The sequence below is a fragment of the Nemorincola caseinilytica genome (genome assembly GCF_039540515.1).
In the GTDB taxonomy this organism is placed as follows: domain Bacteria; phylum Bacteroidota; class Bacteroidia; order Chitinophagales; family Chitinophagaceae; genus Nemorincola; species Nemorincola caseinilytica.
The window spans coordinates 130,394-144,007 of the sequence record NZ_BAABFA010000001.1 but is presented as its reverse complement, the minus strand read 5'-3'; the positions used below and the strand labels follow the sequence as shown (position 1 = coordinate 144,007).

Here is a 13,614-nt window from a genome sequence, read left to right as displayed (position 1 = left end):
ATCTTATAAGGAGCCGCCGCAAGAGCGGCTCCTTACCATATCCCCCAATAGCACCACCACGACCTACTACTTTCTACTTTAGACCTACTACTTTCTACTTTAGACTTTCTACTTTAGACTAACTACTAACTACTCGCTTGGCCCGCATACTAGCACTCGATATAGGTAAAAAACGTACCGGCATAGCCGTTACCGACGAGTTGCAGATAATAGCCACAGGTCTCGATACAGTAGATACAGGCGAGCTCATTGGCTACCTCAAAAAGTACATGGCCACCGAAAAGGTGGAAAAAGTGATAGTAGGTTACCCCCTCAACCTCGACGATACACCTACACATGCTACGCCCATAGTAGAAAAGTTCATTGTCAAGTTCGGGAACGTTTTCCCGCAAATGCCTGTAGAGAAGATAGATGAGCGCATGACATCGAAAATGGCTTCGCGAGAGATATCGGGTATGGGCCTCCGCAAGACCGACCGCGAACGAAAAGAATTGATAGATGTAGTGAGCGCAGTTATGATGCTGCAGGAGTACCTGCAGCACCGCCCCTGACTTTTGACGCGATAACCATTATTTTTGCCCTCTCGAACAGAATGATGGCCGCCGTATTCCTCTACCGCTTGTCGCTTGCCTTGTATGGCCTTGGTATCAGGGTCGCGGCCCTCTACAGCGATAAGGCCCGCAAATGGGTAGCAGGCCGCCGCAATTGGCAGCAGGAACTACAAAAAGCCCTCGCCCCCGGCAAAAAGCGTATATGGATACACTGCTCATCGCTCGGCGAGTTCGAGCAGGGCAGGCCGCTCATAGAACTGCTAAGCCAGCGGTATCCGGCATACGAGGTGGTGCTTACGTTCTTCTCCCCATCGGGCTACGAGGCCTGCCGTGGCTATACAGGTGTGCATCACATCCTGTACCTGCCTATGGATGGCCCGGCAGCAGCCCGCCATTTTGTGGCTGCCGTAGACCCCGAGCTGGTCATCTTTGTGAAGTACGAATTCTGGCATTATTACCTGCACGAGGTAAACCGCAGGGGCATACCACTGCTGCTGGTATCGGCGGCATTCAGGCAGCAGCAGTCCTTCTTCAAAGGATATGGCGGCTTCTTCCGCGGTATGCTGCGTTGTTTCAGCCACATTCATGTACAGGATGCGGCATCGGCAGCGCTTCTGGCCGGTATAGGCATCAAAGACAATGTTTCCATATCGGGCGATACGCGATACGACAGGGTGACGGCCATAGCGCAACGCCTGCGTCCCATAGCCGAGGCAGAGCGCTTCAGGGGCGATAGCAAAGTGCTGGTGGCGGGCAGTACCTGGCCCGATGATGAAAAGCTGATAAAAGACGCCCTGCCTGCACTCCCCACCGGCTGGAAGCTGATAATAGCCCCGCACGAGATAGACGCCGCACACATACGGCAGGTACAAGAGCTTTTTGCAGGCGAATGTGCGCTCTATTCGGCATTGGCAGCAGATGCATCCCTGTACCAAAAGCGCATACTTATCATAGACAATATAGGTATGCTATCCAGCCTTTATGCCTATGGCCACCTGGCCTATGTAGGTGGTGGCTTTGCACGCGGCGGCATACACAACACATTAGAGCCTGCTATCTTTGGTCTGCCGGTGGTGATGGGGCCTGTCTATGAAAAATTCGTGGAGGCTGTGCGGCTGGTAGAGATAGGCGGCGCCTTCCCCGTGGCTGATGCCACAGCCGCCCGGGCGATATTTCACCAGCTCGCCACAGATGATACCCGCCGCCTGCAGATACACGATACCGTATCGCGCTTTATGAAAGAGAATACCGGCGCTGCCGACCGCATATGTGCCCAGGTGGCGGCCTCCGGCTGGCTTTCCTCATAGTTTAGCTTATTTTTGCACCATGGTATTCGATCTGCCCATTAGGGGCGACAAGGTAAAGCCGCAGCAGGTCACAGCACTGCACCTGTTCTGCAGCCTTGCATTCATAGGCACAGGAGCTATTATATACGTTTACAATTTCCAGATCACCTATTGGGGCCTTGCCTTGCTGCTCGCCGGCCTGCTTATGGCAGCCCTCACCGTGGGGCGCAATAAATGGGTAACAAGCAGGTATGTGAATGTTGCCTTTCGCGTAATAGAGCTGCTCATATCGCTGTCCATGCTCACGCTTTCACTCATAGAGCAGTGGAAATTCCCTATTGGTATATTCAGTGTTCTATCGGCTGCTATAGCGTTCTCTATTTTCTGGGAGCGTGGCGCCGGGCAGCAGTTATACATACGCATAGATGAGGGCGGGCTGCGTATGCCTGTCACATCGCGCAGGCGGTCTATACCATGGCAGGACGTGGAGCGCGTACTGCTACGGTATGGCATATTGTCCATAGACTGTACCGACAACAAGCTGTACCAGGTAGAGGTCTCCGACACATCCGGTATAGATATAGAAGTATTCGAGGCTTTTTGTAATGCGCGCATAGCCGAGGGCATAGAGAAACGCCCAAAGAACGACTGGTGATCACCAGTGACATAAGCCATTTACCCGATACTGATACCGCTTACTGTGCCATGCCGGGTGGTATAGCGTGCAGGGCCATACGATTGCCCTCGCTATCTATGAACACGGCCATGTACCCATGATCGGGCGATATCTCTGTCTTAGGTACCAGTATGGTACCACCGGCAGCGGGTATCCTGTCCAGTATGGTTTGCACATCGGGGTTGGCGTTCAGGTATATCATTGGTCCCTCGGTGGCCGATGGCTTGTAGAAATCCGCATTATGCACCAGTGCGCCACCTATGTTCATAGGGTTGTTGATGGGGAACATCCGCATTTGCAGGTTGGGGAAATCAAGAGGTATCATCTTTATATCGAAGATAGCCTCATAAAAGCGCTGAGCCCTTTCTATATCGCTGGCAGGGATCTCGAACCAGCTGATAGCGTTGGTGAATATCATAGATGTGAAGTTAAGAAATATAATTTCAGCGCTCCTCTTTTCCTTATCACTAATTCTGCGGTTTGCTTATCATGGCCTTCACTATCAGGAAGGTACCTACTGTTATCCATATGGCGCCACCAAACCCCACGCTCCATGCCTTGCCACCGCTGGCATTGATGGCTATGTACATCACCCTTATGCCCACTATCAGCAATACAAGGCCGGCTATTATTCTCCAGTTCATACCGGCTGCAAAGAAACGATATTGTGACGAACCGCGGCACATCATCTGTCATCTAAATGTATGAGGGGCGCATAAAGCGCCCCTCATATTCGTGATGTATAAAGGATAATGACTACTGTTTTATCACCTGTATGGTCTTAGCGCCATTTTCGCCTGCCACTACCACATTGTACATACCGGGTGCCCAGCTTGCAGTGTTGATGGTAGAAGAACCGGTGATGATATTATTGCTACCGGCATTCACCAGGCGGCCTGCTACGTCATATACCTGTATCGTGTAGGTATCATATGCATTGGCCTGTATGTTCAGCAGGTCGGTCACAGGGTTGGGGTAGGCCTTTACGCTTATACCATTGCTCACAGTACCTACGGCAGATGGTGTAGGGTGCTGCTGCAGTGTGATGGACATATTTGCAGATGCATCACCCACATCGGCATTGTTGTTGTTGTTCACGGCGTTCACTGTCAGGTACATCTTAACGTCTATGGGCGAGCCGGTAACTGTGGGAGCTGTCCATGTAAACGTTTTAGAGAATGTATTTGGTGTGCCTGTACCGGCTATGGCGCTGGTCTGTTCTATGATGGTAAGGCCATCAAAGGTGCGTTTTGCCACTTGGCTAGGCATTACTCCTGAGTGCGTACCTGCGGGTGTTTGCGATGCACCCGAACCAGTTACCGCAGTGTATTGGAAGCCATAGTTGGTGTTGGTAGCATGAGAGCCTGTCACGGTCACGGTATAGGTCATGCCGGAAACGAACTTGGTCACTTCCACACCGCCTATAGAGTCGACCCGGATATCCAAAGTTGGAGCAGTAGTACCCGTATGGCATCCGCCCGTAGCGCAACTTGTTGAGCTAGCTTTCGCGCCCGTCCTTTGAGTGGGGGATATGCCAACTGTAGGTCCGGCCTCATAGCTCGATAGGGTAACATAAGAAAGGCCTGCTACGGCAGCAAAAAGTAGAGTTCTTTTCTTCATTGTTTGAGTTCTTTTAAGGTTTAGATCGTTGGTTAAGTGATGACAAAATAGATATATACACCTTTATCTAGCAAACAAAACTATGACAAATAGAGGTCGTATTACTAATAGCAAAAAATGTACCACACTTCTATTTGATGATATATATTTTGTGCCACCTCATATCATTCCTTCTGTTTGTAAATAATAATTATATTTTCCATTAACTAACAGAAATATGAATGCGCACGTCTTGTTACTACAGAACACAATAATATTAACTAATGATAAATAATCTTGCTCATTTCCGTGTATAGACACCTATAAATATTTTTGACATTATCATTTTGATTTACCAGATGGAATAGTGTATATTTATATATCGTTCTACCTCACCATAAAACAATATCATCTATGTTCTTTACGCGTACCTACGAATTCGACCTTGGCGGAAGCAGGGATGAGTTCATGAAAAAGCTCATCGGAAAACATGTTACCATTCACAACCTCGATTTCGAGATCTACGAGCAGGAGGAAAGATTATGTATAGCCCCGCATGCAGAGCAGGTCACATCCATAAAAACACTGCCTATCACATGGGTAGACCTCAAAAGCAACAACGGAAGACAGAGGATAAGCATGCGGTCCAGCATACGCCAGCTTGATGCCGGGGGCCCACAGCTCATCATCATTTTCTGCATTTTTTTGCTTGTGGCCGCTATAGTGCTGTTATTCACCAGCGGTGGCGATAAGAAGATAATGTTCACCTTCCTGGGGCTGGATGCCATCATATATGGCCTCTTCTGGCTGCGCATGAAGCGCGGCTACCTGGACTATGTACACAAGATACGCGACTATGTAAAAGACCGCGCAAAGGGGTAGGAGACCCTTTTGCTACTACCATATACCGCCTTATTCAATATACTTCCTCAGCGTGTCTATAGGCACTTCGCCTGTATAGGTCTTCAGCAGATTGCGCTTGCCATCGTATATATTTATCTGCGGCAGGGCCTGGTACAGGTATACATTATCTATTATACGGGAGCTATCCCATCCTATATACATAGCAGGGTAGCTGGCTATATGGTGGCGCTGCGCAAAGTCGGGTAGATACTCGGCCATCGGTTTGCTGGCCACCAGCACCACCTTCGATCGCTTGAAGTCACTTATGTTCTTCTCCATCATAAAGGTCACATCCTCGCAGTGCAGGCATGTGGGGTTGAACATCATCACCAGCAGGTTGGCGCCATTGTCCAGGTCCTTCTCTGTTAGTACAGTATAGGTGCCGCCTGTAGAGTCCACATTCTTCGCAGAGCGTCTGCGTTCTTTCTTCTTCAGGTTCTCTTTCCCTTTGGCCGATGTATCGTTGTATGCCATCACTATAAAGGGCGGCAGGGGCGCTCCCGGCTGCTTGTAGTCTATATTGGGTTGGGGGTTATTTTGCGTAGTTTTGACATCCTGCTGGGCCTGCGATAATGCAGGCAGCGACAGCAGTACGGCCAATAGCGTCTTTCGTAACATAACGGCTAATTTAGGCATTAATAACTTAAAACCTTCATAATACTATTACTATGTCCAACGACCATATACCACTGGCAGAGCGGGTGCGGCCACGGTCGCTCCAAGACCTTGTAGGGCAGGAACACCTGGTGGGCCCCGGCAAAGTGCTGGAACAGATGGTGCGCAACAGGCATGCCCGTTCCATCATCTTCTGGGGGCCGCCCGGAGTGGGCAAGACCACCCTGGCGCAGATCATAGCCCATTCCCTTGATATGCTCTTCTTTACCCTTAGCGCCATAGATAGTGGCGTGAAAGAGGTGCGGGCAGTGATAGAGCAGGCGCGCAAAGCAGGCCATGCGCTACTGTTCATAGACGAGATACACAGGTTCAACAAGGCCCAGCAGGATAGCCTGCTGGGAGCGGTAGAGAAGGGCATCATCACCCTTATAGGCGCTACCACAGAAAACCCATCTTTCGAGGTCATAAGCGCCCTACTTAGCCGCTGCCAGGTATATGTGCTGCAACCCCTTACCGAGGAGCATATGAAAAGGCTGGTGCAGCAGGCCATGGAAAAAGATGAATGGCTGCACAGCAAGCAACTGGTGATAGAAGAGTGGGATGCCCTGCTGCAACTGAGTGGTGGTGACGCCCGCAAGCTGCTGAACCTGACAGAAATAATAGCTGATTCTATGCCGGTAGGCGATACCACCGTCACCAACCGGCTGGTGCAGGACATAGTGCAGCGCAAGATGGCGCTGTATGATAAGAGCGGTGAGCAGCACTACGATATCATATCGGCATTCATAAAGTCCATTCGCGGCAGCGACCCCAATGCGGCCGTATACTGGCTGGCACGCATGATAGAGGGTGGGGAAGACCCCAAGTTCATAGCCCGGCGCATGATAATACTGGCCAGCGAAGACATAGGCAATGCCAATCCCAATGCCCTGCTGCTGGCCACTAGTTGTTTCCAGGCGGTAGAGATGATAGGCTATCCCGAATGCCGCATCATACTGTCGCAGACGGTCACCTACCTGGCATCATCAGCCAAGAGCAATGCGGCCTATATGGCCATAAACAATGCGCAGTCAATGGTCACGCGTACCGGCGACCTGCCCGTGCCGCTGCATATACGCAACGCACCTACCGGCCTGATGAAGAAGCTAGATTATGGCAAGAACTACCAGTATGCCCACGATTTCCCCGGCAATTTCGTAGACCAGGAATTTCTGCCCGATGCCGTAAAAGGTACCAAGCTCTACGACCCGGGCAACAATGCATCGGAAGCGCGTATACGCGAATACCTGCGCCATTGCTGGAAGGAGAAGTATGGATATTAGCAAATGACCGTTGGGCGATAAAGGATCGCCCACAAAAGCAAGAGAGGCTGTACCCTAAGGTGCAGCCTCTCTTGGCTTGAAAGTATAATGTTTATTCTTTGGTGAGTCTTTGCATTACTATCAGTTGTCCGCTGTCATCATACAGACCTATAAGGTAGAAGCCGGGTGGCAGGTTGCTCACGTTCACTTCCCTGGCATCGGGTGTTACAGATACGGCCTTACCTTCTATAGTGCTGATAACAGCCTTTACCCTGATGGGCGCATCTATGTGTACAATAGCGGTAGCGGGATTAGGGAATATCTTGCACTGAGCGGCCATATCGGTCTCGCGCATGCCAAGAGGGAAACGGAACCATTCGGAATTGTTGGCACAGCCCTTGAAGTCGGTAGCACGCAGGTAGTAGCTTTCCTTTACATTAGGTAGTATGAGCGTATTGGTAGTAGCACCGGGTATGGCGCCAACGGTGCTATCGTACCACTGGTATGATGCATATACTGGCAGGGTGCTGAGCTTGGCTATCAGCCAGTCGTATGTAAGGGTAACGACAGGCAGCGGGTTAACGGTGACATGGGTCTTGGTGATGCAACCGAACCTTGTGTAAGTGATAGTGGCAGTATCGGGGAAGCGGCCTATGATACCACCTGTAACACTGTCTATCTCGGCCACATACATATTGCTGGTGCCCCAGCGGCCACCGCCCACACCGTTGGACAGTACTGCAGTAGAGCCGCTACATACTTCCATAGGGCCTGCTATAGGAGGCAGTGGTGGAATAACATTGAGGAAGAAAGTACTGGCACAACCCGTAGGCAGTGTATAACCTATGAATGTGATACCATTGATGAGGCCGGTAACAACACCGGAAGCGGGATCGATAGATGCTATGGCAGGGTTGCTGCTGATCCAGGTACCGCCACCTACGATATCGGTAAGGAGGATCTTAGAGCCAACACAAACACTATCGGGACCAACGATGGGCGCAAGCGGGTTAACGGTGACATTGGCCATGGTCATACAGCCGGAACCTACCTTGTAAGTGATAATGGTAGAACCCATAGAGTGACCGCTGACAACACCGGAAACGCTATCTACAGATGCTATAGTGGGAATATCGCTATACCATGTACCGCCCGATACTGTGCTGGTAAGCGATGTGGACTGGCCATAGCAGGTAGTGAGCACACCAAGTATGGTGCCGGGCAGGGGATTGACAGTGATGTTCTTGAACACGGCAGTACAGCCGGGTGTGGTGTAGCTGATATTGACCGTGGCATTGGTAACACCTGTTACTACGCCGGTAGATACATTGACCGTGGCAACGGCAGCCGACTGGCTGCTCCATGCACCACCCGATATGGTATTGGCCAGTGTGATGTTGCTACCGGCACATACCGTATTGGGGCCGGTAATGGGGTTGGGAGGCAGACCTACTGTAACTGTGGTGTAAACACGGCAGTTATTGGACGATGCTGTGAAGGTAATGATAGCAGTACCCTGGTTGTTGCCGGTAACAACACCCGTGCCCGAAGTGATGGATGCAACTGTAGGGTTACTACTGCTCCATGCACCGGGAGAAAGGTTGCTAAGGGTAGTATTGTTGGTGATACAAACACCCGTTGTGCCTGTTATAGCAGGAGGGTTGGCTATGACAGTGAGCACACGGGTAACAAAACAGCCGGTGGCAGAATTGGTATATGTGATGCGTGCTGTACCAGCAGAACCTGTGTTGACAACGCCCGATGATATATTGATGTTGGCAACAGAAGTATTGTTAGATGTCCATGTGCCGCTGGCGGGAGTACTATTCAGCGTGAGCGTAGTAGCCTCGCAAGGGGTAAAGTTGCTGGATGTAGTGATGGTAGAAGGAGTGTCATTGGCATATACATATGCGGTAACATAGCAGGAACCTATAGTATAGGTGATGAACGAACCGCCTGCCGAAACACCTGTAGCAACACCGCTGGCATTGACACTCACAACAGCAGGGTTGAAGCTGCTCCAGTTACCACCGCCCATGGGGTTCGACAGCGGAAGTGTAGAACCTACGCAAACATTGAGTACGGGAGCAGTAGGGGTGATGGGAGCCGGCTGTACGCGTATGAGCTGCGTAGTGCTGGTAGTAATGGAACCAGTGGCGGGGCATGCACCCACACCGCCTGTCCAGGAAATGACACAGAAAAAGTAGTAATCTCCGCCAACAGGCAGTGACGCTGTGCTGGGGGTATAAGAGATAGACCCTGTAGCCGCAGCCGCGCAGGTAACTATATTGGGGCCGCTTACCAGTGTAGCGCCGGGTATGGCAGTGCTATTGGTGGTATTGTAATACCAGTTAACGGTACAGGTAACACCGGTTGGCGCACCTGCACCACCGGCACAGGTATTGTAGTTCACTACCAGCGGGGTAGTGATGGCAGCGCCTACACAATAGGTATTGGCACCGGTAAAGGAAGTGACCGCCGAGGGCGAATATGTTTGCGCCGATACGGTAAGGCCTAAAAAGCAGGTTATAAACAAAAAGAATAACTTCTTCATTCAGCTATCAATAAGTTGTTCAAAAAATACGGTTACCAGTTCTGAGTATCGCAGGTATAACTGCTAGCTATTTGATAAGGCGTTGTTCGGTAGTATAAAGTTAGTAAAATACAGCTTACGCGGTATCTCTGTTCTGTCACTTTGCGCCCATTACCGGCGCACAAATCGCTCTATGGCCAGTTTTCTGCCCTCGGCATCGTAAACGGTGAGCATGTAGAGGCCCGAAGGCAACTGGCTCACATTCATACTGCGGGCGTTCTTAGTGCTCATGAGCACTTTGCCATCCATGGCGGTGATAACAGCATCTACCGGAACGGCGGCATTTATATGGAGCACATCGGTAGCGGGATTAGGATATACCTGTACCGAGCCTGCACCTGCTATAATGCCGGCGCTCATGTCGGTATTGTATGCGAACATGGCCGACCTTCCTACGCAGCCATTGGTATCGGTCACTTCAACATAATAAGAACCATTGAAAAGGCCTGCCGTCTTGAAGGTGTTGGCACCTACGACCTTGCCGAATATGTTGTGATACCACTGGTAATGAACATATGGGGTGTCGGTATACAGGGTATTAGAGAAGCCGTCGAAATAAACGGTAATGGCGGGCAAGGGGTTGAATGTAACGCTCTTTGTGGTACTACACCCTGTACCCAGGGTATACCTGATGGTACCTGTACCGGCCACACCCGTAGGCGTGAACTCGCCGGTGAGGGTACTGATGGTAAGCAGGGAAGGGGTGAGCGAGCTCCACACACCACCCGGTGTAGCATTGTATGCCGTATCCAGGCCCTGTGCGCACCTGATGTTGCGCACTATGATGGGAGCAGGCAGCGGATTGATAGTAACAGTAGCGAAAGAAGAACAGCCCGCAGGTGTGGTATACCTTATAACAGCGGTATCGGCAGCGATGCCTGTGACCATGCCGGAGTTAAGGTTGACAGAGGCACTACCGGGGTTCAGGCTGTGCCATTTACCACCTGATGGAGCACAACTGAGTGTGGTAGTAGTACCGGGGCATATGGACATACCACCAGTGATAGCGCCGGGATTGCTGACAACGTTAACGGTATCGGTGATATAGCAGCCACCGGGCATAGTGTATGTAATGGTAGAGGCGCCAGCGATATGACCTGTAATGACACCCGATGTAGTGAGCACAGACGCTACCACAGGGTAGTTGCTGCTCCATGTACCGCCCATAACAGAATTGGCAAATGCTGTAGTACTGCCTACACATACGGTATCGCGACCGGTGATGGCGGCAGGGAAAGGGCTAACTGATACCACCGCATTGCTGACACAGGAGCCAGAAGTATAGGTGATAAGTGTTGTACCGGCCGCTACGCCTGTTATCACCCCTGTGGGTGATACAGTGGCTACAGCAGTATTGCCGCTTGCCCATGTGCCGCCAGAGAACGCATTACCGACAGATACGCTATTGCCGATACATACAGGCGCATTGCCGGTGATGGGGGCAGGTGTGCCGCACACATATGTAAGCGATATGTTGTCTATGGCCGCACCGGGCGAAGTACCGCCAGTGGCATCGTTCTGCCATGTGAACAGGAGACGTACCGTGGTACCTGCCAGTGTATTTGGCAGGCTCACAGTGGCCAGTGTATAGGCGGCAGCCGTAGCAGACTGCTGCCATACCAGGGTAGCGCCGCCTATACCTGTGGCAGGCGACACCGGAACATTGGGAGCAGGTACTATGGCCGGGGTAGTGGTATATACCAGCAGGCGGTCGAAACCTACCTGGCCCATACCTTTCCAATAAAAGGAAAGTGTTATCACATCTGCACCGGCAGGTATCACCACATCGCGCATGAAGTGGCAAGTGCGGGCCACAGTGGTGGTGTATGCGTATGCGGTACCATCGTTGCTGACGTGAGCGCCGCGGGCGCCTGCGTAGGCAGGAGCTGCATTGTTGACCACCCATTGGTTGGCCACAGTACCCGGGTTGATCTCCGTCCAGCCGTTAGAAGAGAGATCGGTACCGGATTCGAAACCACCGACACCGGTAGGGCTTATGGCTGTTATCTGGGCCTGAGCGGCCATGCCGATACTACAAGCTAGAACGAGGGCCTGTATCTTTTTCATATTATTATAAACAGTGAATGTTATGGGATGACAAATGAAATATTTTCCTTTTGATGCTTTTATTGTTTGGTCACTTTCTCTATCAGCCTGCGTTGTCCGTCGGCACTATATATAGTGACAATGTACATACCTGAAGGGAATGAGGAAAAGTCTATGGAAACAGCAGCATCCTGTGAAAGCAGTACCTTACCCTCTATAGTGCTCACAACGGCCTTTACCGTACCTGTAGCAGCTATCTTCAGCACATTGCTAACGGGGTTGGGGTAGAGGCTGATATCGCTGCCGGTGATATTGGCGACAGACACCGTATTGACAGAATAACCTGTAGAGTAAGCTATGCAACCGGCGGCATCGGTAACACGCACGCGGTAGCTGCCATTGGCAGTGGGTGCATAAGTGGCATTGGTAGCGCCGGGTATGGCCACGGTATTGAGGAACCACTGGTAGTGTGAGTAGATAGCCGGAGTACTGAGCATAGCGCCCGAGTAGCTGACAGTAGGAATGGGATACTCGTTCACCACTACCTTCACATCTTTAGATGTGGTGTTGCAGCTATTGGCAGGCACATTGAGCACACAATGGTATATGCCGGATTCCGATACCGTGTAGCTGGCTCCGCCTGCACCGGGGATATTGGCACCATTTTTTTGCCACTGGAAAGTGATACCCGTGGTAACACCATTGGTATTGACGGTAAGGGTACCTACGCTACCTGTACAGAGAAGGACAGAATCGGCAGGGGTCACATCGGGGTTGGACAGCATAACTGTGCGTGCAGGCGTCGAAGATATGGATGAGCAGGTAGTAGCAGGATCGCTCACCTCTACCGTGTATTCGCCCGAGCCGAAGGTCTCATACGTCTGGTCGGTAGCGCCGGCAATGGCAGTGCCGCCATCGTACCACTGGTAGTCCATACCGGGCATCACTGCGCTGAGGGTAGCGCTGCCACCATCGCAGAATGCCACCGCTGTAAGAGCACTGACAGCCGATGAGGGCGCAGGGGTCACGTTCACAGTTGTGAACGCCCTTGCCGTACAGCCATTTACATCGGTAACGGTAAGCGTATAACCGCCTGTAGCAGGGAGACCGCTGCTCACAGTAGGGTTGGCCATAGTGGAGGTGAAGCCGGAAGGGCCATTCCACAGATAGCTGGCTATAGAGCCTGTAGCAGTGCCCGAGAGTGCGAATGCAGTATTAGGACAGGGTGCTACCGCCGGCCCTCCGGCCGATATAGATGTGATATCGGCACAGTTGTAGGTGATGGCGAGGTAGGGAGCATGGGTACCTGTTCTGGTGGTAGTGCCGCTTTCGCCGGTGATAGTATATGTTCTGCTGGAATTGGTGTTCCATATAAAAGATACCTTGCGACCTATATTGGTATCGATGAAGGTGACCGCCGCAGGTATGGATGCGAAAGAATAATTGCCCGGGGTAGTAGGGTAGGCGGTGGTCCATATGGTGGGGGCAAGGCCCATGGTAGTATATAGCGCGCCTGCGGCCGTGATGGTGGACAGGTCGCCGGTATAGCCACGCGTATTCCAGCCAAAACCGCCGCCGGGGCTTACCACGGCCATATTGTAGAACAGATCTACATTGTTCACAATAGCTGTGGCCGGCATAGTAGTAAGGTCGAACACAGCATATCCGCGCGTACCCGGGGTATTAGAGGTAACGATGTTGTTATCGTTGCGGGTGGTGTTGGTAGAGTTGCCGGTAGTGAACGAACCTGTAGGGCCGCTGGCGTAGACATACACCGTGTTTTGCGCAGATGCTGCCAGGGAAAGCAGGACCGCAGTAGATAGAAGTATACTTTTTTTCATACAAAAAAGAGTGGTTTGATGCAGGTCATTACCGAATGAACATATTTTCAGCGAATGCTCTTATGTGATAAGAACAATACTGCTAAAAGTTAATATAATTACAATTCGGCAATATAATACGCAAAGTAGGGATTATCCATGTAAAAACAAAGATCGGGCACGCTTTTTTGTAAGCAGTATAGAAAATGAACATATGACACGAA

At 51.2% G+C, this 13,614-nt stretch carries 12 protein-coding genes; 5 read left to right on the top strand and 7 right to left on the bottom strand.

The annotated features are described in order from the left end of the window. Positions 1-137: 137 nt before the first annotated feature. Genes ruvX through ABD843_RS00700 form a run of 3 tightly spaced genes read left to right on the top strand, consistent with a single transcriptional unit; the run spans position 138 to position 2,492 of the window. Positions 138-551, top strand: coding sequence for a Holliday junction resolvase RuvX (gene ruvX, locus ABD843_RS00710; RefSeq protein WP_345076982.1), 414 nt, complete (start codon positions 138-140; stop codon positions 549-551). 41 nt (positions 552-592) lie between these two features. Continuing rightward, positions 593-1,858 (top strand): 3-deoxy-D-manno-octulosonic acid transferase, encoded by a 1,266-nt coding sequence (locus ABD843_RS00705; protein ID WP_345076979.1) that lies wholly within the window; start codon positions 593-595, stop codon positions 1,856-1,858. A 19-nt stretch (positions 1,859-1,877) separates the two neighbouring features. Further along, a complete protein-coding gene (locus ABD843_RS00700; RefSeq protein ID WP_345076976.1) occupies positions 1,878-2,492 on the top strand; it encodes a hypothetical protein in 615 nt (204 codons plus the stop codon). 40 nt (positions 2,493-2,532) lie between these two features. Here the strand turns inward: ABD843_RS00700 and ABD843_RS00695 are convergent, their stop codons facing one another. From ABD843_RS00695 to ABD843_RS00685, 3 genes are all read right to left on the bottom strand, one after another. After that, on the bottom strand, positions 2,533-2,931 hold the full coding sequence (locus ABD843_RS00695) for a VOC family protein (RefSeq protein WP_345076973.1): 399 nt from the start codon (positions 2,929-2,931) through the stop codon (positions 2,533-2,535). A 49-nt stretch (positions 2,932-2,980) separates the two neighbouring features. After that, positions 2,981-3,157 (bottom strand): hypothetical protein, encoded by a 177-nt coding sequence (locus ABD843_RS00690; RefSeq protein ID WP_345076970.1) that lies wholly within the window; start codon positions 3,155-3,157, stop codon positions 2,981-2,983. Positions 3,158-3,269: 112 nt separating this feature from the next. Beyond that, positions 3,270-4,133 (bottom strand): T9SS type A sorting domain-containing protein, encoded by an 864-nt coding sequence (locus tag ABD843_RS00685; protein ID WP_345076967.1) that lies wholly within the window; start codon positions 4,131-4,133, stop codon positions 3,270-3,272. A 393-nt stretch (positions 4,134-4,526) separates the two neighbouring features. Between ABD843_RS00685 and ABD843_RS00680 the strand changes: the two genes are divergently transcribed. After that, a complete protein-coding gene (locus tag ABD843_RS00680) occupies positions 4,527-4,994 on the top strand; it encodes a hypothetical protein (protein ID WP_345076965.1) in 468 nt (155 codons plus the stop codon). Between the two features lie 30 nt (positions 4,995-5,024). Here the strand turns inward: ABD843_RS00680 and ABD843_RS00675 are convergent, their stop codons facing one another. Further along, complete coding sequence (locus ABD843_RS00675) at positions 5,025-5,633, bottom strand: hypothetical protein (RefSeq protein WP_345076962.1); 609 nt, start codon at positions 5,631-5,633, stop codon at positions 5,025-5,027. Positions 5,634-5,683: 50 nt separating this feature from the next. On the opposite strand from ABD843_RS00675, the gene ABD843_RS00670 reads away from it, so the two are divergent. Beyond that, entirely contained in the window at positions 5,684-6,952 is a 1,269-nt protein-coding gene (locus ABD843_RS00670; protein WP_345076959.1) for a replication-associated recombination protein A, read from the top strand. A gap of 91 nt (positions 6,953-7,043) precedes the next feature. On the opposite strand, the gene ABD843_RS00665 is transcribed toward ABD843_RS00670, so the two are convergent. From ABD843_RS00665 to ABD843_RS00655, 3 genes are all read right to left on the bottom strand, one after another. Continuing rightward, positions 7,044-9,485 (bottom strand): Ig-like domain-containing protein, encoded by a 2,442-nt coding sequence (locus ABD843_RS00665; protein WP_345076956.1) that lies wholly within the window; start codon positions 9,483-9,485, stop codon positions 7,044-7,046. A 150-nt stretch (positions 9,486-9,635) separates the two neighbouring features. Next, a complete protein-coding gene (locus ABD843_RS00660; RefSeq protein WP_345076953.1) occupies positions 9,636-11,591 on the bottom strand; it encodes a T9SS type A sorting domain-containing protein in 1,956 nt (651 codons plus the stop codon). A gap of 59 nt (positions 11,592-11,650) precedes the next feature. Beyond that, positions 11,651-13,411 carry a T9SS type A sorting domain-containing protein gene (locus ABD843_RS00655; protein WP_345076950.1) on the bottom strand — a complete coding sequence of 587 codons (1,761 nt, stop codon included), beginning with the start codon at positions 13,409-13,411 and terminating at the stop codon, positions 11,651-11,653. Positions 13,412-13,614: the final 203 nt, after the last annotated feature.